Below are 18,521 nucleotides of genomic sequence, written 5' to 3' on the forward strand. Positions count from 1 at the left end.
CCGAACCACGCACCTGTAAGGAAGACCATGACCATCCAGGACGCCCAGACCTTCACCCTCACCGACGAGGAGCGCGCGCTGCTCCCGACCGACGAGGACGTCGCCTTCTACGCCGAGCACGGCTGGTACCTGTCGAAGAAGCTGTTCACCGACGAGGAGGTCGAGCAGCTGGAGGCCGCCAGCGAGCGCTTCTACGCCGGCCACCGCGACCGCACCCTGCCGGTACGCCCGCCCAAGCTGGCGTACTGGGAGCCGGAGAAGGGCGACGTCCAGCGGCACAACGACTACATCCACTACGAGGACGACACCATAGGCCGCATCCTGCGCAAGCCGCTGCTGGGCGCCGTCGCCGCGCGCCTGGCCGAGGCCGAGCAGATCCGGGTGTTCCAGTCGACGCTCATCTACAAGCCCCCGGTGGCGCAGGAGCAGTCGAACATCGTTCCCTGGCACTTCGACCGCCACTACTGGTCCACCTCCACTTCCGAGCGGATGCTGACCGCGTTCATCCCCTTCCACGACTGCGGTGAGGAGATGGGCACCATCACGATGGTCGACGGCAGCCACCTGTGGAAGGAGACGGCCGACAACGACGCCACCTCCCTGCACTTCGCCGAGCGCGACCGCTCCGAGCTCGACCAGATGCTGGAGGACAACGCGGCCTTCAACGGGGTCGAGGTCAACAAGATCCCGGTCTTCATCCCCAAGGGCCACGTCAACTTCCACCACTGCCGCACCTACCACGGCAGCGGTGCCAACGTCAGCGACCGCCCGCGCCGCGCCATCTCCTTCCACCTGCAGGACGGCGAGAACCGCTACCGCGACTTCTTCCGCTCGGACGGTACCCAGGTCAACTACAACCACGACGTGCTCGTACGGCGCACCGCCGAGGGCACGCCCGACTACAGCGACCCTGAGTATCTCCCGCTCCTGTGGAGCGACCACTGATGCGAAGTGCCGCAGTGGTCGGAACCGGCCTGATCGGTACCTCGATCGCCCTGGCCCTTCGGGGCCGGGGCGTGACCACCTACCTGATCGACGTGAACCCGGAAGCGGCGCGCACCGCCGCGGACCTCGGGGCCGGAATCGCAGGAACACCTCGTGGTCCGGTCGACCTGGCCGTCATCGCGGTACCACCGCGGCACGTCGCGGCGGCGCTGAAGGAACACCAACTACAGGGGCTCGCCCACGACTTCACCGACGCCGCGAGCATCAAGGAACTGCCCCAGCGGGAAGCGGACCAGGCAGGCTGCGACCTGACCCGCTTCGTCGGCGGACACCCCATGGGCGGCCGGGAGCAGTCCGGACCGCTCGCCGCCCGGGACGACCTGTTCCACGGACGGCCCTGGGTGCTCACTCCCTCCGTGCACACCCGGGCGCAGACCGTCGAACGCGCGCAGCGCCTGGCCGAGTTGTGTCGCGCCCGGCCGGTCGTCATGGCCCATGCCGAGCACGACCGAGCGGTGGCGCTCACCTCGCACGTCCCGCACCTGGTGTCGAGCCTGCTCGCGGGGCAGTTACTGCACGGCGACCCGTCCCAGCTGGGGCTCGCCGGACAGGGACTGCAGGACATCACCCGGCTCGCCGCGGGCAGCGCCGACCTGTGGACCGACATCCTCGGCTCCAACGCCGTGGCCGTCGCCGACGTCCTCGCCGGATTCGCGCAGGACCTGCACCAGGTGGTCGACGCCCTGCAGGGCCTGGGCACCGCCCACGAGCCGGAGCAGCGGCGCGTCCATACGGATCGGCTCACCACGGCCCTGGTCCGCGGCATACAGGGCCGGGCCCGGATCCCCGCACGCGCCCCGGCCACCACCCTGAGCACGGCTTACGCGGCCGCGCCGAGAGGAGTCTGAGCGGTGACACAAGCCGCCCTGCCGTCCCCGCACGCCCTGGCGCTCGACGAACTGCACGGGTCGCTCAGCGACCCGGTCCTCGACGCCATGAACTTCCTCAACGAGGTCGTCGGCCGGTTTCCGCAGGCCATCTCCTTCGCGCCCGGTCGGCCCACCGAGGGCGACTTCGAGCCCGAGGACCTCGCGCGCCACCTGCACACGTACACCAGCCACCTGGAAGAGACTCTGGGCTGGTCGCGCGATCAGGTGCGCACCCAGCTGTTCCAGTACGGCCGCACCAACGGGATCATCCACGAGCTGATCGCCCGGACGGTCGCCAACGACGAGGGGATCGAGGTACCCCCGGAAGCCGTCGTGGTGACGACCGGCTGCCAGGAGGCCATGCTCCTCATCCTGCGGGCGCTCTTCGCCGCTCCCGAGGACACGTTGCTGGTCAGCTCACCGTGCTACGTGGGCATCACCGGCGTGGCCCGGCTCCTGGGCATCCGGGTGCGGCCCGTGCCCGAGGGCCCCGCCGGTCCCGACCCGGAGGCCGTGTCGGCGGCCGTGCGGGCCGCCAGGGAAGCCGGCGAACGCGTCCGGGCCTTCTACGTCGTCCCGGACTTCGCCAACCCGTCCGGCACCAGCATGAGCCTCCCGGACCGCGAGCGCCTGCTGCGCGTTGCCGAGGAGGAGGACCTGCTCGTCCTGGAGGACGACCCCTACGGGTTCTTCGTACGGACCGGCTCGGCCCGCCCCACGCTCAAGGCCCTCGACACGGGCCGCCGCGTGGTGCACCTGGGCTCCTTCGCCAAGACGGCGCTGCCCGGGGCCCGGGTGGGCTACGTCATCGCCGACCAGGAGGTCATCGGCCCGGGCGGCCGGCGCTCACTGCTCGCCGACGAGCTGTCCAAGATCAAGAGCATGACGACCGTCAACACCTCGGCCGTCAGCCAGGCCGTCATCGGCGGACTGCTCATCGAGAGCGACTGCCGACTGCGCGAGGCGAACGCCGGGGCCATCGCGTACTACCGCACGAACATGGACACGCTCCTCGACGAGCTGGAGCGGCACTTCCCCGCGGAACGCCGGGCCGAGCTCGGCATCTCCTGGAACCGTCCGGACGGCGGCTTCTTCGCCGTCGTCACCGTGCCCTTCGCCGCCGACCACAAGGCCCTGGAGCTGTCCGCGCGCACCTACGGCGTGCTCTGGACGCCGATGAGTGACTTCCACCTGGACGGCGGAGGCACCCACCAACTGCGCCTGTCGTGCAGCGCGCAGAGCCCGGAGTCCATCACCGAGGGCATGGCCAGGCTGGCCGCCTTCATCACCGCGCAGAGCACCGGCACCGCCGCCTGACGGCCGGTGTCCCGAACCCCCTGACCAGTACGGCGAACGGAGAAGATGTGGTGCTGGCGCTGCACGCCTACGAGGCAGCGGCCAAGGAACGGCTGCCGGGACCGGTGTGGGACTTCTTCGCGGGTGGCAGCGGCACCGAGTCGATGCTGGCGGCGGGACGGGAGGCCCTGGACCGGATCCGGCTGCGGCCGCGCTGTCTCGTCGACGTCTCCCACTGCGACCCCCGCACCGAGCTGCTCGGGGCGGACCTCGCCGCCCCCTTGGGCATCGCCCCCATGGCGTACCACCAACTCGCCCACCCGGAAGGCGAGGTGGCGACGGCTCGAGCCGCGGGTGAGGCCGGCGCCCTGCTCACGGTCAGCATGTTCGCGAGCCGGACGCTGGAGGACATCGCCGCCGCGGCCACCGGCCCGCTGTGGCTGCAGCTGTACTGGCTCAAGCGCCGCGACCTCCTGGTGGACCTGATCCACCGGGCCGAGGCCACCGGTTTCCGCGCGCTGGTCCTCACCGTCGACGCGCCCAGGGTGGCGTTCCGTCCCCGGGACGCCGCCAACGGGTTCGCGGTGCCCCCGGGCATCCGGGCGGTCAATGTGGCGCACGACGTGATGGCCGCCTCGCACGGCGGCCGGGACGGGGAGTCGGCCATCGCCCGGCACTCCAAGGAGCAGTTCGACGCCTCGATCACCTGGGAGGACCTCGCCTGGCTGCGCGAAGTGACCTCCCTGCCCGTGGTGCTGAAGGGCGTGCTCACCGGGGAGGACGCCGAACTGGCCGTCAGGCACGGCGTATCGGGGCTGGTCGTCTCCAACCACGGCGGCCGTCAGTTGGACTTCTCCCGCAGCGCCCCCGATGCCCTCGCCGAGATCGTGGACACCGTCGCCGGGCGGTGCGCCGTCGTCCTCGACGGCGGGGTCCGGCACGGCGCCGACATCGCCAAGGCCCTATGCCTGGGGGCGGACGCGGTGATGGTCGGACGCCCGGCCCTGTGGGGGCTCGCCCACTCCGGAGCGGAGGGCGTCGCGGACGTCCTGCGGCTGCTCATGGGCGAGTTCGAGGAGGTCATGGCCCTGATGGGGGCGCCCACCGTGGCCGCCTTCGAGCGGTCCGGGGTGGTCCTTCCCGGGTGTGCCCACCTCTCCGCCTGACGCCGCGCGTCGAACCGGACACCGAAGGCGCCCTCGGCCCGCACCGCGTGATACGCGGCGGGGGCCGAGGGCGCCTTTTCGTATGGTCGTCGGGAGCGCGGCGTCAGCCGAGCTGCCCGGCGGGCCGCATGGTGATGTGGTTGATGTCCACGCCCGCGGGCTGGTTGACGGCGAAGACGATCGTGTCCGCGATCTGCTCGGCGGTCATCGACGGCGCCGCCTCGGGGGTGCCGCCGCGCTTGTCCCAGAACGGGGTGTCCACCACCCCGGGGGCGACGACGGTCACGCCGACCCCGTCCTTGCCGACCAGCAGTCGGGTGTTCTCGGCCAGCGCGTGCGCGGCCCACTTGGTGACCGAGTACAGGTTGCCGGGCGTGTTGCGCACCCCGGCGACCGAACCGATGATCACGATCCGGCCCTTGGACTCCCTGAGGTGCGGCAGGGTCTCCCGCACGAGCAGGGCCGGGCCCAGGACATTGGTGAGGACCATGGCGCGCATGTCCTCGGGGGCGTGGCTCTCCAGGTTGCCGGGCAGCGAGAAACCGGCGTTGGCGATGACGTTGTCCAGCCGGCCCCACGCGTCCACCACGTCGCGCACGGCGGAGGCGACATCGTGCTCGTCGCTGGTGTCGCCGGTGATCGTCAGCAGTCGCCCGCCCGCTCCGGCCGAAGCGGCGAAGGCGGCCAGCTTGTCCGCGTCACGTCCGGTGACGGCCACGCGCTGGCCCTGCTTGAGCAGGGCGCGGGCGGTGGCGGCGCCGATTCCGGTCGAGCCACCAGTGATCAGCGTGACGGGTTCCATGCCGGACTCCTCAGTGATGTGGTCATCGGGGGTCCGCCAGGGTCGCGGGCGTCGATGAGCGCGCGGTTGCGCGTGAGGCCGACCGACTCCGGGCCACCGCCCGTTCTCCGAAACGCCTTCACTATACCCAGAGAGCTTCCCGCCGAGCCGGCACACCATCGCTGACCAGCCACGATGCCGTACGAAGTGGCGAACCGGAGCCGTCGGCGGCCGAGTTGGGCCCAACGCGGCGCACAGGGCCCGGGCCACGCTCACGAGACCGCGCCAGTACCGTTCTCAGCGCCCATCGGCTGGGTCTGCTCGGTGACGACTTCATTTGCCGTGGCCCGGCGACGAGTTGGCCCGTGCATCCGGAACGGTGACCATCGGCCGGTAGGTGGCGGTGTCGTCGGGTTCGCCGACGGGTCTGCCCTCGGCCTCCACCCAGGCGTGTGCCCCGAACGGTGAGGTGCGTACGCCGCTGCACCAGGTGGGCCAGTGGCCTCGCATGCGGCACAGCAGGGCGGTGGCCAGGGAGCGTGGGAGGCAGTAGCGGCCGGCGCACAGCGTGCTGACGGCTGTCACGTCCCGCCGTGCCCGCAGGGCCTCGCCATAGCGGGCGGGTCTGGCTCCTCGCCGGGCCAGGCCCAGTACGGCACGGATCCGGCCCGGTGGCAGGTGGGCGAGGTGCCGGGCGGCGGCGACGGCGGCGTGGGCGGTGAGCCGGGTGCCGTCGGTGTCCAGGATCTGGCTCACGAGTCGGTCACCAGCCTCTCCTTCACCAGGTGTGCGATCAGTGCCGTGACGTCGGCGGCGGCGCGCTCCGGGGTGACCGGGCGGGTGGCGGCGAGCCGTTCGGCGACCTGCTCGGGCGTGGCGCCGTCCAGCAGTGCCGTCACGACGAGGGTGCCGGTGCCGTTCAACTGCCAGTAGTGCCCGGCGCGTTCGTCGAGCAGGACCATGCCGTCGCCTGTGGCGCAGGCGGTGACGTCAGCGCGTAGTCGGTGCACTGTTCATCTCCCTCGTGCCGCCCGGGGTGTGCTGGTGTTCCAGGCCGCGCAGCCACGCCTCCACTCCCAGCGTGGTCTCGAACTCCGCGATCCCGCCGGTCAGCAGCTGGGGCGAGAGCAGGGCTCGGCGCAGTGCGTCCTCATCGGCCAGTCCGGCGGCCACCAGGCGGGAGTCCTCGGCCCAGGCTGCGAGAGCGCGCCGGTTGCGGCGCAGGCCGTCCTGCCATTCGTACCCGAAGTGGTCCTTGGTGGTGCGGCGCAGGATGGTCTCGGGCACCAGGCCGTGCACAGCGAGGTCGAGTCCATTCCGCCGGACAGGTCCGCGCCGACCACCTCGTCCGGCCGGACCCGCAACGCGACCGCCCGCTCCAGTGCCGCACGCAGCCCGGCCGCGGCCTCACCCAGGGGCAGTTCTGCCGCCGGCGGCCGCCACCAGCGCCGGGTGCGCACCTCGCCGCCGGGCGCCAGCTCCAGAGCAGTGCCGGGCAGTACGGCGTCCACGCCACGCCACAACGCACCCCAGGCGAGCGGATGCGGAACGGTGTCACCGGTGAGCCGCAGCGCCAGTTGCGCGGTGTCCAGCTCGGCCGCGGTCAGCCGGGCGAGGACGCGGGCCTGGTCGGCGCAGACCGTGACGCCACCGGCCTCGGCCCGGTACAGCCGCCGCTGCCCGGAGAAGCTGCCCCGCACGTACGTGTGCCCCGCGACGGACGCGAGGACGTGGAAGCAGCCGTGGGCACCCGAAAGCACCGGTTCGATGTGCGCGGTGTCGCTGATCTGCCGGGCCCGCGCGGTCAGTTCTGCGGGCTCGAGGGAACACGTCCCGGCGACCGCCAGGCGTACGTCACCGATGGCGCAGGCGGTCAGCTCCTCGTCCGGCCAGCAGCCGACCAGCCACGGACGGCCGGAAGCATGCGGCACGACCCGGACCACGGCCGGGCGGGCGGTGTCCCGCAGACCGTCGAGGAGACCGGGTGCCAGGTCCCGGTCGGGAAGGACAACGAACCAGCGGGCCGGCGGGGCGCCCATCGACATCTCCAGGGTGGGGGACGAGTGACAGCGTGGCGGCTCGGCACCGGGTACCGGCCCAGGCCCTTGCGGCCAGGACCGGCACCCGTGGGGCTCATCAGAGCCAAAGGCCGACAGGGAAGTCGGGCCAGTCCCCGAATTCGCCCTGGGTCAGCTCGGCGTACCGCCCGACCTCGGCCAGCAGCGGCGGCTCGTAGACGTCCTCGGTCTCCATGCTCTGCAGCGTCTCCTGCACGGCGATCACCTCCGGTCGCGAGGAGGCGAACTCCCGCCTCCCGCAAGCCAGTTAGGCAGACCTGAGTGACCCGCAGCCGGCAGCACCGAGCTAATCCACCTGCAGGGGGGAAAGCGGTTCGACATGCGACAGCGCACGCCGGGAGGTGCGCCACCGGCTCACTGAACGAAGAAGGCGACAGAAGATGACCGGGGCGCCGTCGATCTTCGGGACTGGCAGGCGCATGAGTCTCCCCAGGCGTTCGGGGCGTTCGCCGCGTACCGCGATCCCGGCCTGCTCGAGCGGCGGTCGAGGACGACTCGGGCAGGGCTCGCGGCCGGGCGACGAGTTGGCCGGTTCAGGCTTGAAGCGCCGGTGTCATGGGCACGCACCTCCTACCGGCATCCACTGCCGAGTCGTACGGACCGAGGAGGCGTCATGGACAGTCGTATCCGGGTACGTGTCAGCCGGCGTCCTGCCGCCCCGCGCCGCGAGCAGGAGATCGACCGCAGGACCCCGTCCGGGCGGATCCTGCCGTACTGACACCCGCGGCCGGGCGGCCGCTCAGGACGCGCGGGCCGTCCGGGTCACCTCGGGCAGGGGGTCCGCGCGGCGGGCCAGGTCGAGCAGGGTGCGCACGGTGTGCTCGGCCGCGCCCAGCCGGGGGTGCCACTGGGCGACGATGCTGACCGGGCGGAGCGGTTCGGTCAGCGGCAGCGCGACCAGTTCGCCCTCCCGCAGCTCCCGGGCGACCGTCAGCTCGGGCAGCAGGGTGATGCCGTGCCCATGGCCGAGAAGGCGCAGCAGGGCCGCCACCGAGCCCTGGAGCAGGGTCTGTTGAGCGCCCGCCAGCAGGTCGGCGCCGAAGCGGTCCACCAGCATCTCCGAGGTGCAGCCGGGTTCGGCCACCAGGAACTCGTGGGCCAGCAGCTGCTCCGGCGTCACCGTCTCCTGCCGGGCCAGCGGATGGCTCGGCGACGCCACCAGGAACGTACGGTCGTGCCCCACGACCGCGTGCGGGCGGACCGAGCGGAGGCCGTTGTCGTACTCGAAGACGAGGTCCAACTCGCCCGCGCCGAAGGCCCGTTCCAGAGTGCTGCGCGACGCCACCGTCAGCACGACGTCCGCGCCCGCGTCCGGGCCGGTGTCCGCGCCGCCCGCGCCGTACTCCAGCGCGGCCAGCACCTCGGGCAGCCACACGTGGGCCAGCGACTCCTGCGTGCCGATCCGGAGCCGGGGCCGGTCGCCGCGGGCCGTGCGGCGCATCCGCTCCTCCAGCTCCAGCGCCTCGCGCGCGTACGGCAGCAGTCGCCCGCCGGCCTCGGTGAGCACCGTGCCCGTGCCCGCCCGCACCAGTACGCTCACGCCCAAGTCGGCTTCCAACCGCTTGAGTTGGGCGCTCACGCTCGACTGGGCGTAGCCCAGGGCCTGGGCGGCGGCGGAGATGCCGCCGTGCTCGGCGACGGCGACGAAGGCGCGGAGGTAGCGGGAGTCCACGCAGAAAAGGGTAGTCGTGGGACGCCGTGGGGTGACCGTCGGTTCGCGTCTCCGCGCCCCCAGGGTGTTGCCATCGCACTTTCCGATGGGGCTATCGGACTTGCGGTGTCACGGGATCGGCCCGCGCGGGGGCACGCTGCCCGCATGACCACAGCCGAACCCCTCTCCAGATCAGCCGGGCCCTCCGCATCCGGATCAGCCGCGCCGTCCGCGCCCTGCGCACCGGCCGCCACCGCCCCCCGCCGCGCCGCCCGGCTCGCCTTCGCCGGGATCGCCACCGGGAACCTGCTCGTCCTGCTGGACACCTCGATCCTCAACGTCGCCGTACCCGACATCCAGAGCTCGCTGCGGCCGGGCGCCGCCGCACTGCCGTGGACCGTGGACGCCTACACCGTCGTCTTCGCCGGGCTGTTGCTGGCCGGCGGAGTCTTCGCCGACCGCTGGGGCGCCCGGCGGGTCTACGCCGCGGCACTCGGGCTGTTCGCCGCGCTGTCCGTGGCGTGCGCGCTCGCGCCCGGCGCGGGCAGCCTGATCGCCGGGCGCGCGCTGCTCGGGGCCGCGGGGGCCGGGCTGGTGCCCGCCTCCCTGGCGCTGCTCATCCACCTGTATCCCGACCCCGGCCGCCGTACCCGCGCCATCGGCGCCTGGGCCGCGCTCAGCGGACTCGGCGCCGCGGCCGGCCCCGTGCTCGGCGGCGGCCTGGTCGAACTCGGCGGCTGGCGGCTGGTGTTCCTCGTCAACCCGCCCCTCGCCCTCGCCGCGCTGCTCCTCGCCCGCCGGCTGCCCGCGCCGCCGGTCGGGGCCGCGCGCGCCCTGGACCGGACGGGTCTGCTGCTGTCCACCGCCGGGCTCGGGCTGCTCACCTTCGGGCTGGTCGAGGCCGGGATCGAGGGCTGGGGCGCGCCGCGCGCCCTGCTGCCGCTCGCCGCCGCGCTCGTCTGCTTCGGCGCCGTCGTCGTCGTGGAACGCCGGGCCGCCGCCCCGGTGCTGCCGCCCGCGCTGCTCGCCCTGGCGCGGGTGCGGGCCGCGATGGTCGCCGCCGCGGTCTCGTGCTTCGCCTACTTCGGCGGGATGTACCTGCTCGCGGTGTGGCTCCAGCACACCTACGACCTGACCCCGCTGCGGGCCGGACTGGCCGCGCTGCCCATGGCGTTCCCGGTGTGCGTGATGCCGTTCTTCACCGGGCGGCTCGTGGCCCGCTACGGCCCCCGTCCCGTGCTGCTGACCGGCATGTCCGCCACGGTCGTCGCCGGCGCGCTGCTGGCCTGCGCGGCCGGACACCATCCGCCGCTGGCGCTGATCGTCGCCGCCGAGCTGGCGCTCGCCGCGGCCGGCACGTTGTCCATCCCGGGTGCCGCCGCCGCGGTGGCCGTCGCGGCGCCGCCGGAGTACGCGGCGACGAGCCAGGGCGCGCTGAACGGGATCCGGCAGGCCGGATCCGCCCTGGGCGTCGCGGTGCTGGGCACGCTGGGCGGCCTCACCGGGGCCGGGTATCTGCTGGCGGGGGTCGGGGTGCTCGCGGTGCTGCTGCTGGCCGGGACCGGCGATCGGTGACCGAGGATCCGTGGCGCGGTTCAGGCGGCCAGCGGGTTCAGGACCAGCGGTTCGATCCGGCCCTCCAGCATCTCGCCGAGCCCCTGGGCCGCGCAGATGTCGGGCCGCTCGGCGATGTGCACCGGCATCCCGGTGGCCTCGCGCAGCATCTCGTCGAAGCCCGGCAGCAGCGCCGAACCGCCGACCATCGTGATCCCGCGGTCGGCGAGGTCGGCCACCAGGTCGGGCGGGCAGGCGCGCAGCACCTTGCCGATGCCGTCCAGGACACCGGTGAGCGGGGTCTGGATCGCCTCCCGTACGGCGGCGGTGTCGACCCGGACGCTGCGGGCGAGCCCGGTGGCCACGTCCCGCCCGTGGATCTCGGTCTGCGCGGGCCCCTGTGCGGTCAGCCCGTTGCCGGACAGCGCCAGTTGCAGCGGTCGTACGGACTGGCTGGGCAGTATCAGCTCGTGCTCGTGCCGCAGGTGCTGCACGATCGCGTGGTCCACCGCCTCGCCGCCCACCGGGATCCGCTCGGCGGTCACGATGGAACCGAGCGAGAGGACGGCCACCTGGGTGGCCGCCGCCCCGCACACCATGATCATGGTGGCCTCGGGGCGCTCGACGGGCAGTCCGCAGCCGATGGCGGCGGCGATGAGCGTGTCCACCAGCTCGACCTTGCGCGCGCCCAGCCCGACCAGTGTCTCGGTGGTCGCCCGCTGGGCCAGCGGATCCGCGTCGTGCGGGGTGCAGGCCGCCGCGCGCAGCCGCAGGTTGCGGCGCAGGGCGCGGCGCGTCTTGTCGCCGAGAAGCTGGCGCAGCATGCGCTGGGCCATCTCGATGTCCACCACCGTGCCCCCGGCGATCGGCCGGACGACCCGGATGTAGTCCGGCGTCCGCCCCATCATCTGCTCCGCGAACTCGCCGACGGCTATGAGCGCGCCGGTGCGGGTGTTCACGGCGGCGGCGGAGGGCTGGTCCACGAGGAGACCGGCCCCCTTCACATAGATGCGGGTGCGGGCCGCGCCCAGGTCGACGGCGAAGTGGCAGCGGCGCAACTGCTCCAGACTGACGGTCACGACGATCCTCCCGGTGCGCGGGCTCTGGTGCGCCCGGCCGGACGGCGGGCCCCACACACTGCATCCTGCGCGGGGGCGGGAGCGGGCGCCCCCTGGGGGCGGCCGGGCGGGGTGCCGCTGAACGGGGGTATTTTGCGGCCGCTCCGGTGTGTCCGCTGGATCACAGGGCGCGGGCGGCCTCCAGCAGGGGTTCCAGCGACGACAGGGTGATCTCGCTGCCTCCCTCGCGCAGGTGCCGCCGCCCGGTGGCGGTGGGGGCGTACCCGACGAAGGGGAGGCCGAGCTGCTGGGCGGCGGTGAGTTCGGCGACCGACGAGCTGATCAGGACGCCGGTACGGGCCGGCGCGCCGGGGGCGCCCAGGGCGCGCAGCAGGCAGTCGGGGTCGGGCATCAGCAGGCCCAGGTCGTCCCGGCGGCCGTGGACGCCCGCGAGGGGCAGGCGGGCGGGCGTCAGACAGCGGTGGACGGCCTGCGTGCCCACGTCCGTCACCACGCTGACGCGGCGACCGGACCCGTGCAGGGCGCGGACGAGCGCGCGGGACAGGTGGGTCGCGGGCGCGTCGGGAACGGCCCGCAGTTCGAGGTCGTCGAGGCGCGCCCGCAGCTCGGGGCCGAGCCGGTCGTGGGCGAAGGCGCGCAGCAGATCCAGCGGATGCACGAACGCCTCCCGGCCGGTGTCACCCGCGACGGCGGGCGCCCGGCCTGCCAGCGCGTCCCGCGGATCACGGTGTTCGGCCACCACCGACAGCAGGTCGAGCACGGCCTCGCGTGCCGTCCGCGCCGAGAACAGCCGGGCGAGCGGACCGTCGAAGCCGATCAGCACACTCCCGGCACCGGCGAGGAGGGCCGCCAGCCGGCCCCGCGACGGCAGCGACGGTTCCGCCGCCGGTGCGGGTGCGCCCTCCGGGACCAGTCGCACGGTGTACGACACGGCCAGTCCCGGCACCGGCCAGCCGCCCACCTGCGCGTTCACCGCCCGCTGGGCCGCACCCGCACGGCGCAGCGGATGACCGCGCGTGACGCGGGCCGCCACGTCGCGCAGATGCTCCAGCAGGAGCCCGGCGACATCGGCGGTCCCGCCGCGGACGAAGGCGATGGGAGCGGCGACGTGCCAGGACAGCTCGACCGTGGCCGTGAAGACGCCCTTGCCGGAGCTGGGCAGGGACAGGGTGTGCCGGGCGTGGTGCGGGGTGAGGTCGACCGAGTAGTACGTCTCCGGGAGCGGCGGACGCGTGCCGTACGGGTGGATCGGGTCGAGCAGCCGGAGCGGGCCGTCGGGCCGGGTGTGGACGATCGCGGTGCGGCCCGGGGCGGGGACACCCAGCTCGCGCAGGTCGCGGGCGATGAAGGGGCCCTGGACCAGGCCGCGTTCGCCGGGCTCGGCCGATCGCGGGGACCCCGGCCCCCCGAGGGGGCAGTACCAGGCGACCGGCGGGCTGTCCGGGGCGTCGTCGCCGTACAGCGGCCAAAAGCGCCGGGTGCCCTGGGCGGCGGAGCTGGTGGTGAAGTCGTCGTACAGCGCGGGCTCCACGACGACCAGGACGTCCGCGGCTTTCTCGGGCAGCCGCGCGGGCGTCCGGCCGAAGGTCACCCGCAGGCGTGGCGGATCGGCCAGCCGGGCCAGGGCGTACGGGAGTTCACGCAGCACGGCGACCAGGACGGGCAGCAGGAAGACGCCGGGCTCGACGCGCACCAGGTAGCCGTCGGGGCGGACCTCCACCTCGTACTGGCGCGGGGTGAGCGAGCCGCGCGCGAGGATGTCGTGCACGGTGGCTTCGAGGGTGATGCGCGCTTCGGGGCGGCCGGTGAGGGCGTCGGCGGTGAAGAGGATCCCGGAGCGGTCGCCGACGGCGTCGGCTTCGACAGCGGCCCCGTCTCCGGCTCGGGCTCCGGCTCCGGCCGGGGCGGGGGCTTCGGGTTCGGCCGGCACGCCCTGCGCGGTGCGGTCCGTGGCGAGCCGTCGCACGCTGTCCTCGCTGAGCGTGGCGAACGGTTCTCCCTCCACGGCCGTCCCCGCCCCGTGCGCGGACGGGACCGACGCCGCGAACTCGCCCGGCGCCCGGCCCGCCCTGCGGTCGATGAACTCACCCATCCGGTCGAGGAGTTCGACGGTCTGCTTGCGGGCGGTGCGCGGCAGGCCGAGCAGGAGCAGCTCGCGGACCCCCTCCCGGAAGGCGTAGCTGCCGGGCGCGCCGCCCGGCACCGTGGTGAGCATGCCGCTCAGGACGACCTCCGCCAGGTGCCGGGGCCGCGGATCCGGTTCGACGGCGGCCTGCACCAGCCGCATGACCGGCAGATCGGGGCGCCCCACCGCGAGATGGCCGGCCAGCCGGAACGCCTCGGGGGAGGCCGTCGCGCGAAACCGCAGGACCAGCTCCTCGGCGGACAGCAGGCCGACGTCCGTCCGGTCCTCGGTGTCCGCCGGCAGCGGACGGCCCAACTCGGCCGCCGCGGCGGGGAACTCCACCCCGCCCGGCGCCGTGAGCAGCCCCGCCCAGTGCCCCAGCCACCGCGGCTCCGGCTCCAGCACGGGCAGCGGCACGACCCGGTCGGTCCCGTCGATCCCGTCGGCCCCGGTGGACTCCGGCCGCTCGTACGAGGTGAACGCCAGCGTCGCCGTGGGCGCCGCCGGGTACGGAGCCGACAGGCGGCCGGGGGTCGTGGGCAGGGCCGTGTCCCGCCACAGGTGCTCCGGGAGCGGCTGTACGACGGCCAGGGGCATCCGGCGCGCCCACCGGTGCAGCGTGGCGTACCAGAGGGTGCCGGCGGGCCCCTCGCGCCACTGCGGGCCCATGCAGTCGCTGATCAGGAGGGTGACGCCGCGGCCGTCGGCGGGGTCGTGCGAGCCGGGGCCGCGTACGGTGCCGTCGGCGGCGGCGCGGTACAGGGCGACCGTGCGGAACAGGCCCGACTGGGCGATGACCGTGTGCAGTTCGCGGATCAGGGGGCGCCAGACCGGCATGGTGGGACCGGCGTCGTACACCAGGTTCAGCCGCAGCCAGCGCTCCCGCGCGGGCCGCAGCACGGGCAGCCACCACTCGGGGTCGGCGCCCAGCCGGGCGATGCGGTCGACGGTCTCCCGCTCCGCCAGCTCGTGGCCCACGGGTGCGTCGACGCGGCGGCCCAGCGGGCGCAGCGCGCGTTGCAGCGCGAGCGGGTGGCGCAGCATCGGGGGTGCCGGGGCGAGGAGCGTGGTGTGGCGCCGGTCCGCCGCCGTGGCGGCGCGGGGGGAGGGCAGGTGCAGGGGGACGCGGGTGGGTTCGGGAAGCGGCCGGGAAGGCTCGGACGGGGCCGGCGGCCGTGCCACGACCGGGGCCAGGGGCGGGGGCGGGTCGGCTGCGCGGCCGGTGTCCTCGGGTTCGGTGGTGACCTCGGGATCGGAGGCGGGGGCGTCGGGCCGCATGTGCCGGGCCAGCCACAGCAGTTCGGCCAGTTCGAGCGCCGTCGGACGGACTCCGTGGGCCGCCCCGGCGAGGACGTCGGCGAGGCGGGCCAGGGGAGCCGGGGAGCCGGGACGCTCAGAAGACATCGGGCTGCGCGCTCTGCCCGAGGTACGGCATCAGCTGTTCGGCCAGCTGCTCCAGGGACCCGGCGTCCAGGTCGGCGGAGCGGGCCAGGTAGATAGCGTTGAGCAGCTGGTCGGTGGCCAGGTCGCCGGCGCCCGCCCGGGACAGGAAGCGGTCGATCAGGCTCTGCGCGTACGCGTCGGGTTCGCCCAGGTGGGCCCGGACGATCTCGGCGAGGTGCCGGTCGTCCGGCTGCCGCAGATGCAGAGTGACACAGCGGCGCAGGAAGGCGGGCGGGAACTCGCGCTCGCCGTTGCTGGTGAGGACGACGAAGGGGAAGGCCCGGCAGCGTACCCGGCCGCGCGCGACCGGGACCCGCTCGTCGGTGCCGTCGGCCATCACCTCGGCGGCGCCGCCCGGGGCGAGCCGGGCGGCGCGCACCAGCTCGGGGATCTCGTACTGGCCCTCCTCCAGCACGTTCAGCAGGTCGTTGGGCAGGTCGAGGTCGCTCTTGTCGATCTCGTCGATGAGCAGGGCGCGGGGGCGGGCGTACGGCAACAGGGCGGTGCCGAGCGGGCCGAGGCGCAGATGGTGCTCGATGCCGGACCCGTCGTCCGTGCCGACCGCGCCGTCCGTGCTGCCGGTACCGTCCGCGCCGCCCGTGGCGTCGGCCGCCTGCCGGGCCGCGTACAGGCGGGAGAGCGGGTCGTACTGGTAGAGGCCGTCGTGCAGCGTGCTGCGGCTCGTGATGTTCCAGCGCAGCACCGGGCCGAGCCGCAGTTCGCGGGCGACCGCGTACACGAGCGAGGACTTCCCGGTGCCCGGCGGGCCGGTGACCAGCAGCGGACGGCGCAGATACAGCGCCGCGTTGACCAACTGGACCGTCTGCTCCGTGGCCTGGTAGGTCCGGGCGCGGTGCAGGCGGTCCGGGGACACGGCCGAGGCGTCGGCCGCCGTGTCCGGGGCGTCGAGCACCGGCGAGCCGTCGAAGGCCCGCCAGGGTGGCGGCGGGGGCAGCTTCGTGATGCCGTCGTGCGGCTCGTTCGTACCGGTGTAGACGGGCCACAGGGGCATGGGTTCTTCTTCTCCGTGGGGGACGGGGGCGTACGGTCGGTCAGCCGACGGGGGAGTGCAGGCTCGCGGTGGCCTCGGGGAAGCAGCGTGGATCGTCCCAGAGGAGCTGGAGGTCTCTCGCCCAGTGCCGGTCCGGGTCGTCGGCGGCCTCCGCGGTCAGCCGCAACGACAGGATGTGGCGCGGGAGTTCGGCGGGCGGGACCCCGGCGAGCGAGGTGGACAGCCGGTCGAGGAACTCAACTCCCGGACAGGCCTGCGTGTCGTGCGCACCACCGGCACAGACCGGATCCCCGTGCCCACCGCCGGAGCCGGCCGGATTCCCCTGTGCGGTGCCGGGGCAGCCGGTTCGGGGCCACAGGAGGATCGGGACGGGGACCGTCAGGCCGACCTCGAAGTGCCGGCGCGCCTCCGCGGGCGAGGACGCGAAGGCCGCCAGTCCGGCGTCGCCGTCCCACAGCCGTTTGCGCAGGCTCGGAGGCCGCTCCCGGGTGCCGCACTCGACCCGGTGCACCTCGGCCCCGTGCCCCGCGTCCAGCTTCTGCCACTTCCTGTGCAGCTGGTGGCGCAGCCTGCCGCTGTGGTGGCGCGCGCGGTCGGTCACCACGAGGGGATAGGCGCAGCCGAGCGGCGTGCTGTCCTCCGCGCTGCACTCCCAGTGCGCCACCGCCTCGTTGAGCCACTCCCGCGACAGCACGAACGTCACCAGCTCGTCGGCGTCCGGGGCGAGGTGCGCGACGGCCTCGTCGATACGGCTCTGCACATAGGCCCGTACGGCGGTCCGCGGCAGCCGGCCCGCACCCACCGGCCGGCGCCGTCCGTCGCGGTACGCGGACACCTCGACGGTCACCTGGTCGGGACCGGCGCCACTGTGATCGATCTCGACGACGACCGGGGACCAGGCGGAAGGGCCGGAGGAGGGGGGTACGGGGGAGGGGTGCGGGGGAGCGGGCGCCGGGGGCCGTGCCGTAGCGCTCCCCAGCAGTTCCTGGAGCCGGTCGGCGAGGCGGCCCATCGCCCGCGGGTCCGGGACCTCCCACTGCACATACGCGGCGGCCGCCCCCAGGGAGGCGAAACCGCCGGTCGGCAGGGGCGGTCCGAAGGCGCCCACCGCGTCCACGTACAGCCGGTTCGGATCGCACACCGGGTCGCCCGCCGCCCGCCGCAGCAGGGCGTACAGCCGCCGGCGGGCGTCGTCGCCGTGGCCGGGGGTGGGCACCAGCTCGCCCAGTCCGGGCCAGTACCGGGCCATGACGTCCAGCGGCAGCATGCGGCCCTTGCGCACCTCGGCCGTGCCCGAGGCCGCGGAGACCATGCCGACCACCCTGCCGTCCGGCAGCGTCGCCGCGGACCCGCTGAATCCGGCCACGAGCGGCTGCCCGTGCCCGCTCCACGCGACCAGTTCCAGCCACTCGTCGGCGATCAACTGGCCCGATACGGCCTGGTATTCGGCGAGCGTGCCCTCGTCGTAGCCCTCGGGGAAGCCGTAGGCGATCAGCTTCGGGTACGGGTCGGCGTACGCGGCGTCGGGCGGGGCGAAGGCGGCCGGGGCGAGCGGTATGTCGCGGTCCAGTTCGAGTACGGCGACGTCCCCGGGGTCGGTGACCGCACCGGCCCAGCCGCCGTGGGCGACGACCGACGCGGGCACCTCGCCCAGTTCCCGGGCGTGCGGGAAGGACACGGACACCGCTGCCCGCTCGCTCCGCCTGACGACGTGGGCGCAGGTCAGCACCCGGCGGCCGGTGACCAGGAAACCGGCCCCCACCTCGTCGCCGCAGAGGATCCGGGCATGCCAGGCGGCGCTGCTCCTCACCGGTCGGCGGACTCCGGTCCCGACGCGGCCGGTCCCGCGGTGTCCTGCCCCGCCCGGCCCTGCCCCGGCACGGTCTGCCCCGGCAGCGGCGTCTGTCCGGGCACGGTCTGCCCCGGCGCGCCGTGTCCCGGGCCGACCGGGTGTGCCGCGCCCTGCTCCGGCACGCCCGGGCCCGCCGACCAGCTGAGCTTGACGACCAGGTGGCCCTCCGTCGACCCCTTCGCGATGACCGCACCGGCCTCCGCGGACAGCTTCACGCCGAACTCGATCTCCACCTCGTCGGGGCGCAGGCTGCCGTCCCGGAAGACCCGCAGCGCGGACGCGGCCGCCGCCCGGACCCCCTCCAGCGCGCCCTCGAACGTGCGCGCCGCCAGCGCCGGCCCGTCGCCGCGCGAGACGAGGCGGGCGCCCGAACGGGTACTGACGTCCTCTGCCAGCACGAGTGCGCCGTCCTCGGTCCTGAACTCCATCAACCCGTCCATGGCGCCGCTCGCTCCCCGTCCGTACTCGTTCGTGACGCTGACCAACTCCTATGTTACGGACGGTGCTTCACAAGTCCCGTTTTCCCCGGCGAGCGGCGAGGCGTCGGCCGAGGTTGGCGGGAATCCGCCACCGTCGCTCGGCACCGGCGATCAGGGGGTGAGGCAGCGGC

At 74.1% G+C, this 18,521-nt stretch carries 16 protein-coding genes; 5 read left to right on the plus strand and 11 right to left on the minus strand.

Annotated elements, in window-relative coordinates; genetic code table 11:
* The first annotated feature begins 27 nt into the window (after nt 1-27).
* The 4 genes from BIV23_RS17255 to BIV23_RS17270 are packed head-to-tail and all read left to right on the plus strand — an operon-like array spanning nt 28 to nt 4,336.
* The gene (locus BIV23_RS17255) at nt 28-945 is read left to right on the plus strand and encodes a phytanoyl-CoA dioxygenase family protein (protein WP_071381754.1); all 918 of its coding nucleotides are present in this window, start codon (nt 28-30) and stop codon (nt 943-945) included.
* A complete protein-coding gene (locus BIV23_RS17260) occupies nt 945-1,853 on the plus strand; it encodes a prephenate dehydrogenase (protein WP_071381755.1) in 909 nt (302 codons plus the stop codon). The genes BIV23_RS17255 and BIV23_RS17260 overlap by 1 nt, the downstream gene beginning before the upstream one ends.
* 3 nt (nt 1,854-1,856) lie before the next feature.
* Entirely contained in the window at nt 1,857-3,191 is a 1,335-nt protein-coding gene (locus BIV23_RS17265) for an aminotransferase-like domain-containing protein (protein WP_245790554.1), read from the plus strand.
* A gap of 47 nt (nt 3,192-3,238) precedes the next feature.
* Nucleotides 3,239-4,336, plus strand: a complete 1,098-nt coding sequence (locus BIV23_RS17270; RefSeq protein WP_071381756.1) for an alpha-hydroxy acid oxidase — start codon at nt 3,239-3,241, stop codon at nt 4,334-4,336.
* A gap of 103 nt (nt 4,337-4,439) precedes the next feature.
* Here the strand turns inward: BIV23_RS17270 and BIV23_RS17275 are convergent, their stop codons facing one another.
* The 6 genes from BIV23_RS17275 to BIV23_RS17300 form a co-directional block, all read right to left on the minus strand.
* Nucleotides 4,440-5,138, minus strand: a complete 699-nt coding sequence (locus tag BIV23_RS17275) for an SDR family oxidoreductase (RefSeq protein WP_071381757.1) — start codon at nt 5,136-5,138, stop codon at nt 4,440-4,442.
* A 312-nt stretch (nt 5,139-5,450) separates the two neighbouring features.
* The gene (locus BIV23_RS17280; protein WP_071381758.1) at nt 5,451-5,873 is read right to left on the minus strand and encodes a lasso peptide biosynthesis B2 protein; all 423 of its coding nucleotides are present in this window, start codon (nt 5,871-5,873) and stop codon (nt 5,451-5,453) included.
* The gene (locus BIV23_RS17285; protein ID WP_281250157.1) at nt 5,870-6,127 is read right to left on the minus strand and encodes a lasso peptide biosynthesis PqqD family chaperone; all 258 of its coding nucleotides are present in this window, start codon (nt 6,125-6,127) and stop codon (nt 5,870-5,872) included. Before BIV23_RS17285 ends, BIV23_RS17280 begins: the two co-directional genes overlap by 4 nt.
* Nucleotides 6,128-6,226: 99 nt before the next feature.
* On the minus strand, nt 6,227-7,156 hold the full coding sequence (locus tag BIV23_RS17295; protein ID WP_071381760.1) for an asparagine synthase-related protein: 930 nt from the start codon (nt 7,154-7,156) through the stop codon (nt 6,227-6,229).
* A gap of 97 nt (nt 7,157-7,253) precedes the next feature.
* The gene (locus tag BIV23_RS48610) at nt 7,254-7,391 is read right to left on the minus strand and encodes a lasso RiPP family leader peptide-containing protein (protein WP_245790555.1); all 138 of its coding nucleotides are present in this window, start codon (nt 7,389-7,391) and stop codon (nt 7,254-7,256) included.
* A gap of 543 nt (nt 7,392-7,934) precedes the next feature.
* Complete coding sequence (locus BIV23_RS17300) at nt 7,935-8,867, minus strand: LysR family transcriptional regulator (protein WP_071381761.1); 933 nt, start codon at nt 8,865-8,867, stop codon at nt 7,935-7,937.
* A gap of 144 nt (nt 8,868-9,011) precedes the next feature.
* On the opposite strand from BIV23_RS17300, the gene BIV23_RS17305 reads away from it, so the two are divergent.
* Nucleotides 9,012-10,421: an MFS transporter gene (locus tag BIV23_RS17305; protein WP_071381762.1), complete on the plus strand. Its 1,410-nt coding sequence runs from the start codon at nt 9,012-9,014 to the stop codon at nt 10,419-10,421.
* Nucleotides 10,422-10,441: 20 nt separating this feature from the next.
* Here the strand turns inward: BIV23_RS17305 and BIV23_RS17310 are convergent, their stop codons facing one another.
* The 5 genes from BIV23_RS17310 to BIV23_RS51900 all read right to left on the minus strand — a co-directional run bounded on the left by BIV23_RS17310 (nt 10,442) and on the right by BIV23_RS51900 (nt 18,351).
* Nucleotides 10,442-11,479, minus strand: a complete 1,038-nt coding sequence (locus tag BIV23_RS17310) for a rod shape-determining protein (RefSeq protein WP_071381796.1) — start codon at nt 11,477-11,479, stop codon at nt 10,442-10,444.
* Between the two features lie 160 nt (nt 11,480-11,639).
* A complete protein-coding gene (locus tag BIV23_RS17315) occupies nt 11,640-15,008 on the minus strand; it encodes an SAV_2336 N-terminal domain-related protein (protein ID WP_071381763.1) in 3,369 nt (1,122 codons plus the stop codon).
* Complete coding sequence (locus BIV23_RS17320) at nt 14,998-16,059, minus strand: AAA family ATPase (RefSeq protein ID WP_071381764.1); 1,062 nt, start codon at nt 16,057-16,059, stop codon at nt 14,998-15,000. The genes BIV23_RS17315 and BIV23_RS17320 overlap by 11 nt, the downstream gene beginning before the upstream one ends.
* Before the next feature lie 40 nt (nt 16,060-16,099).
* A complete protein-coding gene (locus BIV23_RS17325) occupies nt 16,100-17,869 on the minus strand; it encodes a VMAP-C domain-containing protein (RefSeq protein WP_071381765.1) in 1,770 nt (589 codons plus the stop codon).
* The gene (locus BIV23_RS51900) at nt 17,866-18,351 is read right to left on the minus strand and encodes a CU044_2847 family protein (protein ID WP_071381766.1); all 486 of its coding nucleotides are present in this window, start codon (nt 18,349-18,351) and stop codon (nt 17,866-17,868) included. The genes BIV23_RS17325 and BIV23_RS51900 overlap by 4 nt, the downstream gene beginning before the upstream one ends.
* Between the last annotated feature and the right edge of the window lie 170 nt (nt 18,352-18,521).

The sequence above is a fragment of the Streptomyces monashensis genome (assembly GCF_001866665.1).
GTDB classification, from domain to species: Bacteria; Actinomycetota; Actinomycetes; order Streptomycetales; family Streptomycetaceae; genus Streptomyces; species Streptomyces monashensis.

Excerpts from the sequence above, each read along its gene's own strand:
- BIV23_RS17275 (WP_071381757.1), bottom strand. The coding sequence starts at position 5,138 with ATGGAACCCGTCACGCTGATCACTGGTGGCTCGACCGGAATCGGCGCC.
- BIV23_RS17320 (WP_071381764.1), bottom strand. The coding sequence starts at position 16,059 with ATGCCCCTGTGGCCCGTCTACACCGGTACGAACGAGCCGCACGACGGC.
- BIV23_RS17305 (WP_071381762.1), top strand. The coding sequence starts at position 9,012 with ATGACCACAGCCGAACCCCTCTCCAGATCAGCCGGGCCCTCCGCATCC.
- BIV23_RS17260 (WP_071381755.1), top strand. The coding sequence starts at position 945 with ATGCGAAGTGCCGCAGTGGTCGGAACCGGCCTGATCGGTACCTCGATC.
- BIV23_RS17315 (WP_071381763.1), bottom strand. The coding sequence starts at position 15,008 with ATGTCTTCTGAGCGTCCCGGCTCCCCGGCTCCCCTGGCCCGCCTCGCC.
- BIV23_RS17255 (WP_071381754.1), top strand. The coding sequence starts at position 28 with ATGACCATCCAGGACGCCCAGACCTTCACCCTCACCGACGAGGAGCGC.
- BIV23_RS51900 (WP_071381766.1), bottom strand. The coding sequence starts at position 18,351 with ATGGACGGGTTGATGGAGTTCAGGACCGAGGACGGCGCACTCGTGCTG.
- BIV23_RS17295 (WP_071381760.1), bottom strand. The coding sequence starts at position 7,156 with ATGGGCGCCCCGCCGGCCCGCTGGTTCGTTGTCCTTCCCGACCGGGAC.